The sequence below is a fragment of the Streptomyces sp. NPDC055815 genome, assembly GCF_053616475.1.
In genome coordinates this window covers 1-16,830 of record NZ_JBSHDU010000004.1, presented here as the reverse complement: position 1 = coordinate 16,830, position 16,830 = coordinate 1, and the positions used below count along the sequence as shown (strand labels likewise).

Annotated in this window: 18 protein-coding genes and 1 pseudogene; 9 read left to right on the top strand and 10 right to left on the bottom strand. The window is 72.4% G+C overall.

Translation table 11 applies throughout. The features are described from left to right. Positions 1-11: 11 nt before the first annotated feature. Positions 12-1,829, bottom strand: coding sequence for a phosphoenolpyruvate carboxykinase (GTP) (locus ACWGN5_RS04350; protein WP_453511188.1), 1,818 nt, complete (start codon positions 1,827-1,829; stop codon positions 12-14). Positions 1,830-2,027: 198 nt separating this feature from the next. Between ACWGN5_RS04350 and trhA the strand changes: the two genes are divergently transcribed. Then, positions 2,028-2,714: a PAQR family membrane homeostasis protein TrhA gene (gene trhA, locus ACWGN5_RS04345; RefSeq protein WP_453511186.1), complete on the top strand. Its 687-nt coding sequence runs from the start codon at positions 2,028-2,030 to the stop codon at positions 2,712-2,714. 18 nt (positions 2,715-2,732) lie between these two features. Continuing rightward, on the top strand, positions 2,733-3,335 hold the full coding sequence (locus tag ACWGN5_RS04340; protein WP_453511184.1) for a TetR/AcrR family transcriptional regulator: 603 nt from the start codon (positions 2,733-2,735) through the stop codon (positions 3,333-3,335). Here ACWGN5_RS04340 and ACWGN5_RS04335 read toward each other — a convergent pair. The 3 genes from ACWGN5_RS04335 to ACWGN5_RS04325 form a co-directional block, all read right to left on the bottom strand. Next, complete coding sequence (locus ACWGN5_RS04335) at positions 3,321-4,250, bottom strand: glycoside hydrolase family 26 protein (protein WP_453511468.1); 930 nt, start codon at positions 4,248-4,250, stop codon at positions 3,321-3,323. The two genes, ACWGN5_RS04340 and ACWGN5_RS04335, sit on opposite strands and share 15 nt — an antisense overlap. 88 nt (positions 4,251-4,338) lie before the next feature. Further along, the gene (locus ACWGN5_RS04330) at positions 4,339-4,986 is read right to left on the bottom strand and encodes a vitamin K epoxide reductase family protein (protein ID WP_453511183.1); all 648 of its coding nucleotides are present in this window, start codon (positions 4,984-4,986) and stop codon (positions 4,339-4,341) included. A gap of 19 nt (positions 4,987-5,005) precedes the next feature. Further along, positions 5,006-5,509 carry a DUF5949 family protein gene (locus ACWGN5_RS04325; RefSeq protein WP_453511181.1) on the bottom strand — a complete coding sequence of 168 codons (504 nt, stop codon included), beginning with the start codon at positions 5,507-5,509 and terminating at the stop codon, positions 5,006-5,008. 150 nt (positions 5,510-5,659) lie between these two features. Between ACWGN5_RS04325 and ACWGN5_RS04320 the strand changes: the two genes are divergently transcribed. Continuing rightward, positions 5,660-6,076: a tyrosinase family oxidase copper chaperone gene (locus tag ACWGN5_RS04320; RefSeq protein ID WP_453511179.1), complete on the top strand. Its 417-nt coding sequence runs from the start codon at positions 5,660-5,662 to the stop codon at positions 6,074-6,076. Next, complete coding sequence (locus ACWGN5_RS04315; protein WP_453511178.1) at positions 6,060-6,926, top strand: tyrosinase family protein; 867 nt, start codon at positions 6,060-6,062, stop codon at positions 6,924-6,926. The genes ACWGN5_RS04320 and ACWGN5_RS04315 overlap by 17 nt, the downstream gene beginning before the upstream one ends. 61 nt (positions 6,927-6,987) lie before the next feature. On the opposite strand, the gene ACWGN5_RS04310 is transcribed toward ACWGN5_RS04315, so the two are convergent. From ACWGN5_RS04310 to ACWGN5_RS04285, 6 genes are all read right to left on the bottom strand, one after another. Continuing rightward, positions 6,988-7,266 carry a chaplin gene (locus tag ACWGN5_RS04310; protein WP_453511177.1) on the bottom strand — a complete coding sequence of 93 codons (279 nt, stop codon included), beginning with the start codon at positions 7,264-7,266 and terminating at the stop codon, positions 6,988-6,990. A 300-nt stretch (positions 7,267-7,566) separates the two neighbouring features. Then, positions 7,567-8,043, bottom strand: coding sequence for a hypothetical protein (locus ACWGN5_RS04305; RefSeq protein WP_453511175.1), 477 nt, complete (start codon positions 8,041-8,043; stop codon positions 7,567-7,569). A gap of 153 nt (positions 8,044-8,196) precedes the next feature. Beyond that, positions 8,197-9,051 carry a hypothetical protein gene (locus ACWGN5_RS04300; protein WP_453511174.1) on the bottom strand — a complete coding sequence of 285 codons (855 nt, stop codon included), beginning with the start codon at positions 9,049-9,051 and terminating at the stop codon, positions 8,197-8,199. Positions 9,052-9,284: 233 nt separating this feature from the next. After that, complete coding sequence (locus ACWGN5_RS04295; RefSeq protein ID WP_453511172.1) at positions 9,285-9,560, bottom strand: hypothetical protein; 276 nt, start codon at positions 9,558-9,560, stop codon at positions 9,285-9,287. A 221-nt stretch (positions 9,561-9,781) separates the two neighbouring features. Then, complete coding sequence (locus ACWGN5_RS04290; RefSeq protein WP_453511171.1) at positions 9,782-10,714, bottom strand: hypothetical protein; 933 nt, start codon at positions 10,712-10,714, stop codon at positions 9,782-9,784. A gap of 276 nt (positions 10,715-10,990) precedes the next feature. Then, complete coding sequence (locus ACWGN5_RS04285; protein WP_453511170.1) at positions 10,991-11,230, bottom strand: chaplin; 240 nt, start codon at positions 11,228-11,230, stop codon at positions 10,991-10,993. Between the two features lie 382 nt (positions 11,231-11,612). Between ACWGN5_RS04285 and ACWGN5_RS04280 the strand changes: the two genes are divergently transcribed. From ACWGN5_RS04280 to ACWGN5_RS04260, 5 genes and pseudogenes are all read left to right on the top strand, one after another. Then, positions 11,613-12,671, top strand: coding sequence for a DUF3344 domain-containing protein (locus tag ACWGN5_RS04280; RefSeq protein ID WP_453511169.1), 1,059 nt, complete (start codon positions 11,613-11,615; stop codon positions 12,669-12,671). Between the two features lies 1 nt (position 12,672). Then, positions 12,673-13,809, top strand: coding sequence for a glycosyltransferase (locus ACWGN5_RS04275; RefSeq protein ID WP_453511167.1), 1,137 nt, complete (start codon positions 12,673-12,675; stop codon positions 13,807-13,809). Continuing rightward, entirely contained in the window at positions 13,806-15,254 is a 1,449-nt protein-coding gene (locus tag ACWGN5_RS04270) for a sugar transferase (RefSeq protein ID WP_453511165.1), read from the top strand. Before ACWGN5_RS04275 ends, ACWGN5_RS04270 begins: the two co-directional genes overlap by 4 nt. Positions 15,255-15,256: 2 nt before the next feature. Continuing rightward, positions 15,257-16,564: an O-antigen ligase family protein gene (locus tag ACWGN5_RS04265; protein ID WP_453511163.1), complete on the top strand. Its 1,308-nt coding sequence runs from the start codon at positions 15,257-15,259 to the stop codon at positions 16,562-16,564. Beyond that, a pseudogene (locus ACWGN5_RS04260) lies at positions 16,557-16,830 on the top strand (hypothetical protein); the annotation flags it as partial. The gene ACWGN5_RS04265 and the pseudogene ACWGN5_RS04260, both read left to right, overlap by 8 nt.

Sequence of the window (16,830 nt, the reverse complement as noted above, 5' to 3'; positions counted from 1 at the left end):
TTCGAGAGGGACTAGCCGAGGCGCTCCACGAGCGCGTTGTACTCGTCCCACAGTTCCTTCGGCGTGTGGTCGCCGAAGGTGTTCAGGTGGTCCGGGACGAGGGCGGCCTCTTCGCGCCACACGTCACGGTCGACCTTGAGGAGGAACTCCAGGTCCTCGGCCGGCAGGTCCAGGCCGTCGGTGTCGAGGGACTCGGCGGTCGGCAGGATGCCGATCGGGGTCTCGACGCCCTCGGCCTTGCCGTCGAGGCGCTCGACGATCCACTTCAGGACGCGGCTGTTCTCGCCGAAGCCGGGCCAGACGAACTTGCCGGCGTCGTTCTTGCGGAACCAGTTCACGTAGTAGATCTTCGGGAGCTTCGCGGCGTCCGCGTTCTGACCGACCTTGATCCAGTGGGCCATGTAGTCGCCCATGTTGTAGCCGCAGAACGGCAGCATGGCGAAGGGGTCGCGGCGAAGCTCGCCGACCTTGCCCTCGGCGGCGGCGGTCTTCTCGGAGGCGACGTTCGCGCCGAGGAAGACACCGTGCTGCCAGTCGAAGGACTCGGTGACCAGCGGGACGGCGGAGGCGCGGCGGCCGCCGAAGAGGATCGCCGAGATCGGCACGCCCTTCGGGTCCTCCCACTCCGGCGCGATGATCGGGCACTGCCCGGCCGGGACGGTGAAGCGGGCGTTCGGGTGGGCGGCCGGCGTCTCGGACTCCGGCGTCCAGTCGTTGCCCTTCCAGTCGATGAGGTGCTGGGGCGCCTCTTCGGTCATGCCCTCCCACCACACGTCGCCGTCGTCGGTGAGCGCGACGTTCGTGAAGACGGAGTTGCCCCACATGGTCTTCATGGCGTTGGCGTTGGTGTGCTCGCCGGTGCCGGGAGCGACGCCGAAGAAGCCGGCCTCGGGGTTGATCGCGTAGAGGCGGCCGTCCTCGCCGAAGCGCATCCAGGCGATGTCGTCGCCGATGGTCTCGACGGTCCAGCCGGAGATCGTGGGCTCCAGCATCGCGAGGTTGGTCTTGCCGCAGGCCGACGGGAAGGCGGCGGCGACGTACTTGGCCTCGCCCTGCGGCGGCGTGAGCTTGAGGATCAGCATGTGCTCGGCGAGCCAGCCCTCGTCACGGGCCATGACGGAGGCGATGCGGAGCGCGTAGCACTTCTTGCCGAGCAGGGCGTTGCCGCCGTAGCCCGAGCCGTACGACCAGATCTCTCGGGTCTCCGGGAAGTGCGAGATGTACTTGGTGGAGTTGCAGGGCCACGGCACGTCGGCCTCGCCCTCGGCGAGCGGAGCGCCGAGGGTGTGGACGGCCTTGACGAAGAAGCCGTCGGTGCCGAGTTCGTCGAGGACGGCCTGTCCCATGCGGGTCATGGTGCGCATGGAGACGGCGACGTACGCGGAGTCGGTGATCTCGACGCCGATGGCGGAGAGCGGGGAGCCGACCGGGCCCATGCAGAAGGGCACGACGTACATGGTGCGGCCGCGCATGGAGCCGCGGAATATGCCCTTCTCGCCCGCGAAGATGTCCTTCATCTCCGCCGGGGCCTTCCAGTGGTTGGTCGGGCCCGCGTCCTCCTCCTTCTCGGAGCAGATGAAGGTCCGGTCCTCGACGCGCGCGACGTCGGACGGGTCGGAGGCGGCGTAGTACGAGTTCGGGCGCTTGACCGGGTCGAGCTTCTTGAAGGTCCCCTTGGCGACGAGCTCCTCGCACAGGCGCTCGTACTCGGCCTCGGAGCCGTCGCACCAGACGATGTTGTCGGGCTGGGTGATCTCGGCGATCTCGTTCACCCAGGAGACGAGCTCCTGGTGCTGGGTGGGAAGGGGAGCCGCGTTGTCGCGCGCCACGATTGCTCCTTGTTGAGGGGTGTATTCCGCTGTATGCCCCGTGGGGGCTGCGACCCGGATGCGTCGTAGCTGCTCATCCGGTGCCGACCGCACTCATTTGATCATCCGACGGATTCGCCCATATGTCCAGGGGGGTGCACACGTGAGCATCGCCACTCATATCCGGTACCTACGGAGCCGTAGCTAGGATTCCGTCTCATGACTGCAGCCACGCCGGAAGTGACCCCGATCGAGCGCACCGCGTCGCTCCCGACGAAGCCCCGGCTCAGAGGATGGCTGCACGCGGGCATGTTCCCCGCCGTGATCGTCGCGGGCCTCACCCTCGTCGCGCTCTCCGACTCGCCCCGCGCGCGCATCGCCTGCGGGATCTACGTCCTCACCGCCTGCCTGCTCTTCGGCATCAGCGCGCTCTACCACCGCGGCAACTGGGGCCCGCGCGGCGAGGCCGTGCTCCGGCGCCTCGACCACGCCAACATCTTCCTGATCATCGCGGGCACCTACACCCCGCTCACCCTGCTGCTCCTCCCCGACTCCACCGCGAAGCCGCTCATGTGGGCGGTCTGGGCCGCGGCCGCCGCCGGCATCGCCTTCCGCGTCTTCTGGGTCGGCGCCCCTCGCTGGCTGTACACGCCCTGCTACATCGCGATGGGCTGGGCCGCCGTCTTCTTCCTGCCCGACTTCATGCGCGCCGGCGGCATCGCCGTCCTCGTCCTGGTGATCGTCGGCGGACTGCTCTACAGCGCGGGCGGCGTCATCTACGGCATCAAGCGACCGAACCCCTCCCCGCGCTGGTTCGGCTTCCACGAGGTCTTCCACTCGCTGACCCTCGCGGCCTTCATCGTCCACTACGTCGGCATCTCCCTGGTGGCGTACCAGCACGCGTGACCTGGGACGATGAAGGTCATGAACGAACGCCCCAGCCTCCGCGAACGCAAGAAGGCGAAGACCCGCGCGGCGATCCGGAAGGCCACCTACCGGCTCGCCGCCGAGCACGGCTGGGACGCGACCACCACCGATCGCATCGCCGCGGCCGCCGAGGTCTCCCCCTCCACCGTCGTCCGCTACTTCCCGGTCCGGGAGGACATCCTCCTCACCGACGAGAACGACGAGCTCCTCGAAGCCCGGCTGCGCGCCCGGCCCGCCGCCGAGGAACCGCTCGAATCGCTCCGGGCCGTCGTCCTCGAAGCCGTCCGGGCCGCCCTCGACGAGGAGCCCGAGGAGACCCGGCTGCGCGCCCGGCTCATGGCGGAGATCCCCGCCGTCCGCGCCCGGCTCACCGAGACCACCGCCACCACGGGCCGCCGGCTGGCCCGCGCGATCGCCGACCGCACCGGCCGGGACGCCGACGACCTGGAGGTACGGATCTTCACGGCGGCCGCCCTCGGCGCGCTCCGCGAGGCGACCCTGTACTGGGCCGAGCACGGCCGCACCGACGACCTGATCGCCCTCCTGAACCGCACGGTCGACACCCTCAAGACCGGCCTGACGCCCTCACCGTCGGCCTGACGCCCCCAGCGCACCCCTGACCAGCCGCGCCGACTCCGGATTGTCGGCGCACTCCCACACCCCGTGCGGGCAGTAGTCCGTGACGGTCTGGTAGACGGGCCGGTGCGCCGCGAACCAGTCCAGCATCCCCCGTACGTACGCCGGGTTGTCCCCGTTCCTGAAGAGCCCCCACTCCGGGTACGAGACGGGCTTGCCGTGCGCCGCCGCGAACCGCACATGGTGCGCGAGCCCGTACTCCTCGTCCACCTGCTCCTCGAAGGAGAGCCCGGCCGGCTGGTCGTAGGCGTCCATCCCGATGATGTCGACGACGTCGTCGCCCGGGTAGCAGTGCGGCCAGGGAATCGCGTCGAGACCCCGGCTCGGCGTGAAGTCGAAGCGGAACCGCTGCCCCGGCACCTCCCGCAGCACCCCCACCACCCGCCGCCAGTACGCCCTCCAGGCCGTCGGGTCCGGGCCGCAGCGATGGCTGTACGTGGTGCCGTTCATCTCCCAGCCGAGCACCAGGACCGCGTCGCCGAGCCCGTGCTCGACGAGCCGCTCCCCCAGGGTCCTGAAGTGCCCGTCGTACGCACCGCCGGCGCCCTGCCGCAGCCCGGCCCGCACCTCCGTGTCCGGCAGCCCGGCCTCGTTCCGGTCGAGCAGCGGCACGTTCAGCACGAAGAGACGGCCCGGCCGCTCCGCCTTCCAGCGCGCCCAGGGCCCGAAGAGCGCCGGATGCCCCTCGATGTTGGACCAGCGGTCGCCCGGCAGATAGGTGTGACCGACCGTCAGCGAACCGCCGCCGAGCCACTCCTGCACCTCGGCGATCCGCCGCACCCCGGCCTCGTCGGAGCCGGTGAAGAAGCCCGAGGGGACGCCCGTCAGCGGCTCCGGCGCCGCCTCGGGCACGGTCCGCGTCCCGGTCCGCCCGGACATCAGCACGAACAGCAGGACGACGACGGCCGCGAGCAGCACGGTCAGTGCGGCCCGCGGCCAGGTGAACCAGAAGGGGAGGTGACGCACGTCAGCTCGTCCAGAAGTCCCACCAGCGGGTCAGGATCAGCATCCCGATGATCCCGATGTGCAGGACGGGCAGGGCGAAGGTGAACTCGCCGAGGAAGGTCCGCAGCCCCGCCGGGGCGGGCAGCACCCGCTCCCGGACGTTGTGCGCGGTGACGTACCAGAACATGACGATGGTCGCGACCCAAGCCAGGCAGCACCACAGGCAGAGCGAGTTGATCTCGTACAGCGACTGGTACATCAGCCAGGTGCAGAAGCCGACCCCGAAGAGCATCCCGGCGTTGAGCCCGAGCCAGAACCAACCCCGGTAGCGGGCCCCGGCGAGCAGCCCGGCACCCACGGCGACGACGACGGCGTACGTGACGAGTCCGAGCATCGGGTTCGGGAAGCCGAACACCGCCGCCTGCTCGCTCTTCATGATGTTGCCGCAGGACACGACCGGGTTCAGGCTGCACCCGGGCTGGAATCCGGGGTCCTCCAGGAGCAGGAACTTGTCGATCGTGATCACCCAGCCGGCGAGCACGCCCGCCGCGCCGGTGACGAGCAGCAGCCAGCCGAGGGCCCGGCTCGCGCCGATCGGCCCACCGGTCTCGGGCTCGGCCTCCTCCTGCCGCTGCCCCGGCACCCCGCCCCGTACGTTCGCCGTCGCCATGACGCGGACCCCTTCCCGGTCAGCCCTGGATGCGGCGGACCGGCAGCAGGACGTGGGCGCTGTCGGCGAGCATCTCCTCGTCCGAGACGAAGGCCTTCAGCTTCTCCTCCTCGACGGGCTCCCCGGGCACGCCCTCGGCCCAGGGCCGCACGGAGCAGAGGAAGTAGACCTTGCCCTGCTCGCGGGCGGCCGCCTGCCACTCGTCCGGCACCGGGCACTGCACCTTCAGGAAGGGCAGCGTGAGCACGGCCGAACCGGCCTCGACGAGCAGCGAGGCCTTGATCCCCGCGTCCTTCTCCAGGTCGAAGAGCCGGTCGCCGACCGAGAGGCCCATCGACTCCAGGGCCGCCCGCATCGCCTGCCGGCCGGCCTCGGGACCGTCCCGGCCGTCGCCGAGCGAATACGCCATCAGGAACGGCGTTCCCGCCGATTCGGCGGAGGGCTCGCTGGACCACGGAATCACCGTGAGAGTTCCCAGCGGAGAGGCGCTGCGCGCCGAGGAAACGACGTTGGAAGTGGTCATGAATACGGATGCTAGTGCTCCAACCACCCTTTCCCCGCGCCGAATTCACTCGAACGGCCGACATTCACGCCGCTGGCATATCCGCCGCAACGAACCCGGGTTTTCATCGTTGTGCCCTGAGGGCATAAGCCGACCACCAGGAGATCACTGATGATCGTCCCGCGCCGCGTCGCACTGCGGTCCCTGTTCGCCCTGGCCGTCACCGCCTTCACCGGCGGTGCGCTCGGCCGTGTCGCGAGCCGACCGGAATCGGCCCGACCCGCATCGGGGGGTGCCCGCGATCCGCACGCCTTCGACGAGATGTACCGGGGCCGTCGCCTCCTGGGCTTCTCCGGCCCCGGCGGCGAGCCGACCGCCCTCGTCGACGGCCGTCCGCTGCATCTGATGCGCTGCGCCGACGGCGGCTGGGTCACCCCGATCGACCACTACGAGTCCTGTCCGACGCCCCTGGCGGCCACCCGCACGGCCGTGGACGAGCTGGGCACGGCCCGGCTCTCCCCGCTCGCGGGCGCCCACGGCGTCCCCACCGACCCGACGGGAGGGAGCCCGCGTGGTGTACACGCGTAAGAACCAGCGCGATCTGACCGGCGCCGAGCGCCGCACGTTCGTCGCCGCCGTCCTGGAGCTCAAGCGCACCGGCGAGTACGACCGCTTCGTCCGCACCCACATCGACCACTACACGGCCGACGGGGGCGGCCGGCTCCGGATCGCCCACATGACCCCGAGCTTCCTGCCCTGGCACCGCAAGTTCCTGCTGGAGTTCGAGACGGCCCTGCGCCGGATCGACCCGACGGTCTCCGTCCCGTACTGGGACTGGACCCGGGACAACTCCCCGGCGTCCTCGATCTGGCGCGAGGACTTCATGGGCGGCAACGGCCGCCGGGCCGACCTCCAGGTGATGACGGGCCCCTTCGCGCACGCCACCGGACGGTGGACGATCACCCAGTCGATGACCGACGTCCGCTATCTGACCAGGGACTTCGGCCGCCCCCGCGACCCGATCACGCTCCCCACCCCGGCCCAGCTGGACGCGGTGATGCGCGAGCGGGTGTACGACGCCGCTCCCTGGAACTCGACGAGTTCGACCGGCTTCCGCAACGCCCTGGAGGGCTGGGCGCCGGGCCAGGGCAACGAGCGGTTCCGGCTGCACAACCGGGTGCACCGCTGGGTCGGCGGTCTGATGCTCGGCGGCGGCTCCGTGAACGACCCGGTCTTCTGGCTGCACCACTCCTTCGTCGACCTGGTCTGGTCGCGCTGGCAGCAGCGCAACCCCGGCGCCGGCTATCTGCCGGCGGAACCACCGCCCCTGGGCGACTCGCAGTACCGCAAGGTCGCCGCCCGGCACGAGCCGATGGCGCCCTGGGGCGTGACCCCGGCGTCGATGTTCGACCACAGCCGGATCTACCGGTACGCCTGAGCCCCACACACGGATGTCCCCCCGGCCGACGGCCGGGGGGACATCCGTGTGAAGCGGGGGATCAGCCGCCGTAACCGCCGTCGTCGTGGCCGTGGCCACCGTCGGCGTTGATGCAGGTGTTGCCGAACGCCGGGTTCAGCAGCCCGATGACGTTGACGGTGTTGCCGCAGAGGTTGACCGGCACGTGGACCGGAACCTGGACGACATTGCCGGAGGCGACACCGGGAGAGTGGGCGGCGACGGCCTCGGCGCCCGAGTCGGCGACGGCCAGGCCGGCTCCGCTGAGGGCAACGGCACCCGTGCCGGCGAGAACAGCGGCAGCCTTCGCGATGCGAGACATCAAGAACTCCTTGGACGTGGAAAGCGACCGCAGGAATCACGGCCGTCACTTCCGTTCAACGCCGATCCCCGTCCCGGGTCACGGTCATTGGGCCGAACGAGAGGAAGGAAAACCGAAAATTGGCCCGCGACCCGAATGCCGTCCGCCGCCGGATACGACGGAACGGCTTCGGCCCGCGGGCCGCGGCCATGCGACAAGCCTTCTCTTGCAACGACCGACATCCCTTGGGGTGGCGGGGAAGAATCGTGTCTTCACCCGCCCGGTCAACGGTCGTACGAATGAACGGGGACGCGGCTCGTGTCAGCCCGCGTCCGGCGCCAGACCCAGCTGGGGGTCGAGGGCGCCGCTGAGCACCGGGGTGAGCAGACCGACCTGAGGTTCCGCCAGGTCGGGAATGGCCTCGAGGCCGTTGCCGCGGGGGGCCTCCAGCGGGTTGCCGACGACGGCGCCCGGGGTGGCCGCCTTCATCTCCCGGTGCGGGCTGCTCAGCAGGGCGTGGCCGGGCTCGCTGCCCTTGAGGAGCTCGGGCAGCGGCGCGTCGACGACGGTCTCCGGCAGGGTGCCGGTCAGCGGGACGCTGGGCAGGGCGAGGTCCGGGAGCGCGCCGAGGCCCTTCTGGAAGCCGGTGGGCGCGCCGGGCATCGGTACGGGAACGCCGGTCGCCACCGTCGGCGCGTCCATCGGCAGGACCGGCTCGAGGCCCTGGAGCGGGACGATCACCGGGGCCTCGACGGCGGCGGCGGGGGAGGCCAGGGCGGCGGAGGCGAATGCGGTCATGAGGAGTCCCATGCCCGCGTGAGAACGCAGAGTCATACGAGGAGAACGAGCCCCTTGGCCGAAACGTCGCGGGACGAACCCATGTGCAGCAACGCGCAGGGCCCTCACCGGTGAAGGCGAGGGCCCTGGTTGACGTGGTGCTCGACCGCGGGATCAGTGCCGGCGGGCGATGCGTCCGCCGCGGAGGTAGACGACGGTGCCGCCGATGATCAGGGCGGCGCTGATGGCGGCGGCGCCCATGAGCATGGGCTCGCTACCGGTCTCGGGGAGCTGCGGGTGCCCGGGGTGGCTGGGGTGTCCGGGCGACGAAGGGTGATCCGTGGGCCACTCGCACCCGTACCCCGAGTCCTCGTCACAGTCACCGGGGCCCGGGTGGGTGGGCGGGGTGGTGTGGGTCGGCGGGGTGGTGTGGGTGGGAGGCGTCGTGTGCGTCGGCGGCGTCGTGGGGCCCTCGCACCCGTAACCCGAGTCCTCGTCGCAGTCGCCGGGGCCCGGGTGGGTGGGCGGCTTGGTGTGCGTGGGGGGTGTGGTGTGGGTCGGCGGCGTGGTGTGGGTGGGAGGGGTGGTGTGCGTGGGAGGCGTCGTGTGCGTGGGAGGCGTCGTGTGTGTCGGCGGCGTGGTGTGCGTGGGCGGGGTCGTGTGCGTGGGCGGGGTCGTGTGCGTGGGCGGCGTCGTGTGCGTGGGCGGCGTCGTGTGCGTCGGCGGGGTCGTGTGCGTCGGCGGGGTGTGGGACGGGTGCGTGGGGCCCGGCTCCTCGCCGTAGCCGCCGGGTTCCTCCGCCTGCTCGCAGAGGTCGCCGACGGCTTCCGCGACGAAACCGCCGAGTTCCATGCTCTTGCCGCACACGTCGGCCGGGAGGGGGGCCTGCACATGGCCGACCGCGCCCGGGCCGGGCCCGTCGCCCGAACCGGCGTGGGCGTTCGCGGCCAGGGCGAATCCGCCGCTCAGCGACAGGATGCCGGTCGCTGCCGCCGCGGTGAGTACTTTCCTGCTGATGATGGACCGCATACCGCTCTTCCTCTGGATAAAGGGAGAGACCGGCGAGGATCCCCCCTCGCTCCGACCGGCCTGATCCACACCGAAGTTCACGAGGGATCGGCCAGAGGGTATGGGTCGGCGCCCGGCGTGCCACCGGGGCCACACGGCAGCTGATCAGAAAATCATTCGATCAGCCGACCGTGAGGAACAGCGGCACGGAGACCGCCGTAAATGCCCGTGGGGGCGGTGGTACTGATGTGACGTCAGCCGGCCAGACCGCCGGGGACCGGGAGGCCACCGAGCAGCGGGGCGCCCTTGGTGGCGGTGTTCAGCTGCTCCGCCGCCTTGGTGACGGTCTGGACCGGGGAGCCGTCCGTGGTGCTGCTCAGCATGTCGCTCTTCAGCCCGTTGGCGGCGATCGCTTCGAGGCCACCGTTCAGGCTGGTGGGGGTCAGCGCCTCCTGGGCCATGGCGGGCGCGGCGGCACCCAGGGCCATGAGCGAACCGGCGACGACCGCGGCGACCTTGGTGGGCTTCATGGTGAATCCTTCCTCTGTGCTTTCAAGTCACGTTCTGTACAGGGTTCTTGGCCGAATCCTGTACATCGTTCTGCTTCTGTAACGAGGAGTGAGCGCGCCGGAAACTCCGGGAGGAAGGATTTCTCGGTACTGCACCCGATCGATGCGGACCGGTGTGATTTGCCGATCGCACACGTCTGTGCCGGTCCGGCGGACGCCGGACCGGCACAGACGTGCGGGTGCTACCGGAGCGGCAGCGACGGCTTGAGCGGCAGCTCGGGCGCGGCGACCGGCGGGTCGACGGGCAGCTCGGGCGCGGTGACCGGGAGTGCCGGGAGCTTGGGCAGACCGGGCAGGTCCGGTGCGGGCAGCCCGCTGCCGAGCACCGTGGCGACCGCCAGGTTGACCAGCGAGGTCAGGGTCGAGGTGATCTGCGGTACGACTCCGCCGGCGTCCCCGGAGGTGACGGCGGCGAGCAGTCCGGCGACGGCCTTCTCGATGCTCGCGAGCGCGTCGGACACGATGTCCGCGGGCGCGGCCGCGGCGGCCGCCGCACCGGCCGCGACGGGCAGGGTGGCGGGCGGTTTCACGGGAAGGTCCGCGGCCGGGGGCGTGACGGGGAGCTCGGCGGCGGGCGGTTTCACCGGCAGGTCGGCCGCGGGCGGGGTGACCGGCAGCTCGGCCGCGGGCGGTTTCACCGGGGTGTCCGCGGCCGGCGGTTTCACCGGCGTGTCCGCGGCCGGCGGTTTCACCGGGAGGTCCGCGGCCGGGGGCGTGACCGGGAGGTCGGCCGCGGGCGGGGTCACGGGGAGGTCGGCCGCCGGCGGGGTCGCCGGGGTGTCCGGGAGCGGGGCCGGGACCGTGCCCTTGGCCTCCTCGACCGCCGCGGCGATCTTGCTCTTGAGGGATTCGGCGTCGGCGGCGGACAGCTGGCCGGAGTCGGCCTTGAGCGCTGCCGTGACGAGTTCGGTCACCGGGGTGGTCACCGAACCGAGGTCGCCGAGCGCCTCGGCCTGGGCCAGGAGGGCGGCGGCGTCGGGAAGGGGTGCGTGGGCGGCCCGTTCGGCCGCGGTGGACGGGTGGTGTTCGCCGGCGAAGGCGGTTCCCGCCGTGCCGAGGGTGATGGCGGCGGATATCGCCAGGGCGGTGAGGCGGCGTGTAGCCAGGGGACGCATATATGTTCCTTTTCCTTATGCGTCGGACAACTTCTCTCCCACCGTGCCTGCGGGTATAGCCCTCCGCAACCGCAGAACTACGGAGCGCCACGCCTCCGTTCGAGTGAATCCACCCCCGCGGCCTGCCCCCCTGAGGGGCGTACGCCGTTGCACCGAACGGCGCACGAGGGTGCGTCCGAACGAGGACCGAACCAGTGGCGGCAAGGGAAAAGCCGGTGCGCCCACCCCGGCGGGGTGGGCGCACCGGCTTCGGAAGGACCGATCAGGCGTGCGAGATCAGGCGTTGATGCAGGTGTTGCCGAAGGTCGGGTTCAGCGCGCCGATGACGCTGACGGTGTTGCCGCAGAGGTTGATCGGCACGTGGACCGGAACCTGGACGACGTTGCCGGAGATGACACCGGGGGACTTCACGGCCGCAGCCTCGGCGCCGGCGTCGGCGGAGGCGGCACCGGCGGCACCGGCGACGGCGGCGGCGGCACCCGCGGTCAGGACAACGGCCTTGGCGATACGGGACATGGGGAGGCGCTCCTCGATCGAATTCATCGGACTCGTACTGCGCGGACTGTTCGGCCCGGCTCCCTCAACAACGCCCCGGCTTTTCATCGGTTGCTCTCCCGAACGGGTGACGTTCAACCGATCTTTGGGCCATAGGAGGGCCATTCGAGGGACTGGGCGTGGAATGGCGCAACACGCTCAACGAGGAACCGGCCGCGCGGATACGGGAGTTAGCGTTTCCGGGCATCTAATGCTTACTATCGCCCCGCATCGGGGTTATAACGTTCCCGAACGTTGCTTCCGGGCCCGCCGCGCGTTCACCCATTTCGTGCGGACGACACCTTCTTCTCCCCCGGCCTACTCGGGTCTTCCCTCCCTTCTCTCATCAAAGCGGAGAACCTGTATGCGGAATTCAGCGCTTCTTGCTGTGCGTCGCGGCGTGTTGTGCGCCGTGTCGTGTGCGGCCCTGTCCGCCGCGCTGCCCGGCGCCTCCGCAGCCGCACCCCAGCCGCGGGAGGCGAGCCGCGTCCCCTTCGCCGCGCGCCACCAGGCCGTGCAGCACGGGGGGATCGTGCGCGCCGCCAACAGCTCAGCGAAGGGCGCGAAGGGCACCGAGCGGGCCAACGACGGCGCCGTCATCCGGTACGTCGACGTGGACCGCGACCCGAACACGTACAACTCCAGCCGCGCCGAGCTCGCCGTACCCGCGGGCGCGCGCGTCACCTGGGCCCGTCTCTACTGGGGCGGGAACCTGCGGGTGGGCGAGCAGAAGCCGCCCAAGGACAACGGCCGCGTCCTGATCGCCGAGCCCGGCGGGCAGTACAAGGCGCTGCGCGCGGACTCCCTGATCGGCCATCGCACGGCCGACGGCGCCGACGCCTTCCAGGCCTCCGCCGACGTCACCGATCTGGTCCGCCGCTCGCACCCGGGGCTGTGGACCGTGGCCCAGGTCAATGTGGCCATGGGCCGTTCCGCGGTGGGCGGCTGGGGCGGCTGGACGCTCGTCGCCGCGTACGAGAAGGCCTCGGAACCGCTGCGCAGGATCAGTGTCTGGGACGGTTTCCAAACGGTCGGTCCGCGCGCCGGCGAGCTGCGCGTGCCGATCGACGGAAACCGTTTTCCCAAGGGGGTGTCCGGGCGCCTCGGGTTGATCGCCTATGACGGCGACCGCGGCACTTCCGGGGATTACCTGACGGTGGAAACGGGCCGGTCGAAGAGCACCCGTCTCTCCGATTCCGCCAATTCCGCGGACGACGTGCTGAACTCCAGCATCACGGAATTCGGCACCGGACGTACCGTACGACGGCCCGATCGTACGAACACCCTCGGATACGACTCCGACGTGTTCGACCTGCGGGGGGCGCTGCGCGCGGGGGGCGACCGGGTCCACGTCCGGGTCGGCAGCCGGAAGGACACCGTCTGGCTCGGCGCGGTCTTCCTCCAGGCGGACGTCCGGCGCTGACGTGCTGTCACCACTTTCCGCGGACCTCGGGTCCCTCACCGTCCTGCACGCGGTCCAGCCCGGCGACGGCGGGGTCGCCCGTGTCGTCGTCGACCTGGTCCGCGCCCAACGCGCCGCCGGCCTGCGGGTCGCGGTCGCCTGCCCGCCCGGCACCTGGCTGTCGGCCGCCGTCCGCGCCGAGGGCGCCGAGACCCATGACTGGCGGGCCGGCCGCGACCCCGGTCCCGCCGTCCTCCGCGAGACGCGGGACCTCGGGCGGCTGGTCCGTACGGTCCGTCCCGGGCTCGTCCACGCGCACAGCGCCAAGGCCGGGCTGTGCGCCCGACTCGCCGTGCGGGGACGGATTCCGACGGTCTATCAGCCGCACGCCTGGTCGTTCGAGGCCGTCGAGGGGAGGACGGCCGCGCTCGCCCGGCGCTGGGAGCGGTTCGGCGCCCGGTGGACGGACCGGATCCTCTGTGTGAGCGAGGCCGAGCGCCGTACCGGCGAAGAGGCCGGGGTGGCGGCGGACTGGTCCGTCGTCCACAACGGTGTGGACACGGCCCGGTTCGCGACCGGCGGTCCGCCCGGCAACCCGGCGCCCACCGTCGTCTGCGTGGGCCGGCTCTGCCGTCAGAAGGGGCAGGACGTCCTGCTCGCCGCCTGGCCCGCCGTCCTCGCCGAGGTGCCCACGGCCCGGCTCGTCCTGGTCGGCGACGGCCCGGACGAGGAGGCGCTGCGGGCCCTCGCGGGTCCTTCGGTGCGGTTCACCGGGGCCGTCGAGGACACCGTGCCCTGGTACCGGGCCGCCGACGTGGCCGTCCTGCCGTCCCGCTGGGAGGGCATGGCGCTCGCGCCGCTGGAGGCCATGGCCGCCGGCCGGCCGGTCGTCGTCACCGATGTGGACGGGGCGCGCGAGAGCCTGCCGTCCGCCCATGAACCCCTGTGCCTGGTCCCGCCCGAGGACCCGGCCGCGCTCGCCGCCGCTCTGGGCCGCCTCCTCGGCCGGCCGGAGCTGCGGCACCGCCTGGGCCGCGAGGCCCATGAGCACGTCCTCAGCAGATTCGATGTCCGGCGCACGGGCGCGGCGGTCGCGGACGTCTACCGCGAGCTGGCCGGGGTGCGGGGGGCCGAGCACAGAGAGCCGATTGCGCAGTGACCACGGAAAGTACCAGCGTTCCCTCCTCGCCGGGCCCCTGGCCCACGGCGGGCCAGGCCTTCGGCCTCGCCTCCCTCGCGCCGCGCCGCGGGGCGCCCGGCCGGCTCGCGCTGCCGCGCCACCGGCGCGTGCGGCAACGGTCCGGCGTGGCGGCGCTCGTGACGGCCGACGCGCTGGCAGTCCTCGCCGCCGCGTCGGTGCTGAGCGCGGCGCACCAGGACGTCCGGCTCCTGCTGCCGGTGATGGCGGTCGTCCTCGTCCTCGACGGACACGCGGGGCTCTACCGGCCGGCCGCGCACACCCGGGCCCTCGACGAACTGCCCGCGCTGGGCTCCCGCGCCGGCTTCGCCTGGTGTCTGGCGGCGGCCGCGGTCGCCGCGTACTCCCCCGCCCTGGCGATCGGCCCGCTGCGGCTCTGCGCCGCCTACGGCCTTCATGTCGCCCTGGTCTGTCTGGTCCGCGCGATGCTGCTCGGGCGGCGGCGCCGGATCGCCCGCGAGCGGCCCCGCTCGGCGCTCGTCATCGGCGGGACCGGTGCCGCGCGCCGGTTCGCCGCGGCGGCCGCCCAGCACCCCGAGTACGGGGTGCGGCCGGTCGGGATCGTCGGAGTGCCGGAGCAGGGCGGTGCCCGGAGCGCCGGGGAGGCCGGGCTTCCGGTGCTCACCACGACCGAGGAGATCCACCGGGCCGTCATCCAGAACGCCGTGCGCGACGCGGTGTTCCTCGACGACGACCCGGGTCTGGTGTCGCTCTTCCAGCAGTACGGCTGCACCACCTGGCGGGTCGGCGGCCGGCAGCAGGACGGGCCGATGGGCGCGCACATGTGGGGGTACGCCTGGCAGCGGGTCGTCCCGCTGGGCGAGCGGCGCGGCCGGGCCGCGAAGCGCGCCCTCGACATCGCGCTCGCCGCGCCCGCGCTCGCGCTCGCGCTGCCGGTGCTGCTGCTGTGCGCGCTCGCGGTGCGGCTCTCGGACGGTCCCGGGGTGCTCTTCCGGCAGGAGCGGGTGGGCCAGCACGGGCGCCACTTCACGCTCCTCAAGTTCCGTACGCTGCGCCCCTCCGACGAGACGGAGTCGGCGACCCGCTGGAACGTGGCGGGCGACCGGCGGATGAGCGCGGCCGGCAGCTTCCTGCGGAAGTCCTCGCTCGACGAGCTTCCGCAGCTGTGGAACGTGCTGCGGGGGGACATGAGCCTGGTCGGGCCCCGGCCCGAACGGCCTTACTTCGTCGCCCAGTTCAGCAAGATCCACACGGGGTACGCGGCGCGGCACCGGATGCCGGTGGGGCTCACGGGTCTGGCGCAGGTGCACGGGCTGCGCGGCGACACCTCGATCGAGGACCGCTGCCGCTTCGACAACCACTACATCGACCACTGGTCGCTCTGGCAGGACGTCTGCATCCTGCTGCGCACGGCGGCCGGGCTCGTCCGACCGACGGGGAGCTGAGGATGGCCACGGCCGTGACGGTGCCGGCGGCGCCGGAGGTACGGGACTGGGCCCGCCGGGCCGGGGCGCTGTCCCCGGTCCTCGCCGTGATCGCGCTGCTGCTCGTCCCGGGCGGCGGCGGCGCGCAGGGCGGCACCGGCGGCACGGGGACGGTCGCGGACGCGGCCTCCGGGCTGCTGGTCCTGATCTGTCTGGTGCGGGTGCTGCGCGGCGGGACCCGGCCGCTGACCCGGGCGGCGGCCGTCGTCCTCGGGCTTCCGGTGTTCGGGATCTGTCTGGCCGCGATCACCTCGCACGACCCGGCGGCGAGCCTGCCGGGCGTCGCCCGTTACGTGCAGATCTTCGTGCTCGTGCCGGCGGCCGTGCTCCTGATGATCCGTGACCGGCGGGACTTCGCCGTGATCGCCTGGGGTCTGGTCGCGTTCGCGCTGCTGCAGGGCGCGGTGGGCGTCGTCCAGTACCTGACCGGCACGGGAGCCTCGTACCAGGGCGAGGACATCAGGGCGGTCGGCACCTTCGGCGCCACCGACGTGATGGGCATGGCGACGGTCGTGGCGTACGGGCTGGTCGTCGCCGTCGGGATCGCGCTCGGCAGCGGTCCCGGGCGGGTCCGCACGGCCGCGACGGTCTGCGCGGGGCTGCTGTTCCTGCCGCTGGTGCTGTCGTTCAGCCGGGGCGCGTGGATCGCGACCGTCCTCGCCTGCGCGATCCAGCTGCTGCTCGCGGGGATCCGGCGGGCGGCGCGGGTGGCGCTGGTGGCGGCCGCGCTCGGGGTGGTCCTCGTCGGCGGCCTCGGGATCGGTTCGGAGATGGTGAAGGAGCGGGTCGCCAGCATCACGCAGGTGACGGCCGCGCCGGACCAGTCGGTGACCGACCGGTACACGATGTGGGCGGCGGCGGGCCGGATGTGGCGGGCGGAGCCGGTCACGGGCGTCGGCCTCAAGGGCTTCCCCCAGTACCGCGACTCGAACGCCTCCCTCGCGCTCTCCTCCGGCAGCGACACCGCCGGGGCCGGGGCGGCCTTCGCGCGCCAGCCGCTGCTGTCCCCGCACAACATGTACCTCCTCGTGCTGAGCGAGCAGGGCCTGGTGGGGCTGCTCGCCCTGGCGGGCAGCTGGGTGGCGCTGCTGGTCGGCGCGCTGCGCCGCCGGCGGCTCGGCGCGGACTGCGCGCTCGTCGCGACGGGCCTGCTCGCCTGGCAGCTCATCGACTTCTTCTACGCGGACATCGGCGGCCCGTCGACGGTCCTGATGTCCGTCGTGTTCGGTCTGGCGGCCTGGTGGTCGCTGGCGGAGGTGAGGCGTGCGTGACCCGTGGGCCGGGGAACCGGAGCCCACGGACGCGCCGTGGGCCGGCGGGCCGCCCCCCTCGCCCCGGCCGCCCTGCGGCGCCCCGCTGACCGACCCCTGGCCGACCACGCCTCCGGGCCCCACGGACTCCCCGTGGCCCCCGGGGGCCGTCGTGCTGCCGGGGGACGGTTCGGCCGCGGGGGCGGGGGCCGCCGCCGTCCGGGCCGCCCGCGCCGAGGCCGGGGGGCGGCCGTCCGCCACCGGGCTGATCGCCGGGGCCCGGTGGG

Bases quoted from the DNA above. Each gene is read 5' to 3' on its own strand.
- trhA (WP_453511186.1), top strand. From the start codon at position 2,028: ATGACTGCAGCCACGCCGGAAGTGACCCCGATCGAGCGCACCGCGTCG.
- ACWGN5_RS04340 (WP_453511184.1), top strand. From the start codon at position 2,733: ATGAACGAACGCCCCAGCCTCCGCGAACGCAAGAAGGCGAAGACCCGC.
- ACWGN5_RS04335 (WP_453511468.1), bottom strand. From the start codon at position 4,250: ATGTCCGGGCGGACCGGGACGCGGACCGTGCCCGAGGCGGCGCCGGAG.
- ACWGN5_RS04330 (WP_453511183.1), bottom strand. From the start codon at position 4,986: ATGGCGACGGCGAACGTACGGGGCGGGGTGCCGGGGCAGCGGCAGGAG.
- ACWGN5_RS04325 (WP_453511181.1), bottom strand. From the start codon at position 5,509: ATGACCACTTCCAACGTCGTTTCCTCGGCGCGCAGCGCCTCTCCGCTG.
- ACWGN5_RS04320 (WP_453511179.1), top strand. From the start codon at position 5,660: ATGATCGTCCCGCGCCGCGTCGCACTGCGGTCCCTGTTCGCCCTGGCC.
- ACWGN5_RS04310 (WP_453511177.1), bottom strand. From the start codon at position 7,266: ATGTCTCGCATCGCGAAGGCTGCCGCTGTTCTCGCCGGCACGGGTGCC.
- ACWGN5_RS04305 (WP_453511175.1), bottom strand. From the start codon at position 8,043: ATGACCGCATTCGCCTCCGCCGCCCTGGCCTCCCCCGCCGCCGCCGTC.
- ACWGN5_RS04300 (WP_453511174.1), bottom strand. From the start codon at position 9,051: ATGCGGTCCATCATCAGCAGGAAAGTACTCACCGCGGCGGCAGCGACC.
- ACWGN5_RS04295 (WP_453511172.1), bottom strand. From the start codon at position 9,560: ATGAAGCCCACCAAGGTCGCCGCGGTCGTCGCCGGTTCGCTCATGGCC.
- ACWGN5_RS04290 (WP_453511171.1), bottom strand. From the start codon at position 10,714: ATGCGTCCCCTGGCTACACGCCGCCTCACCGCCCTGGCGATATCCGCC.
- ACWGN5_RS04285 (WP_453511170.1), bottom strand. From the start codon at position 11,230: ATGTCCCGTATCGCCAAGGCCGTTGTCCTGACCGCGGGTGCCGCCGCC.
- ACWGN5_RS04280 (WP_453511169.1), top strand. From the start codon at position 11,613: ATGCGGAATTCAGCGCTTCTTGCTGTGCGTCGCGGCGTGTTGTGCGCC.
- ACWGN5_RS04265 (WP_453511163.1), top strand. From the start codon at position 15,257: ATGGCCACGGCCGTGACGGTGCCGGCGGCGCCGGAGGTACGGGACTGG.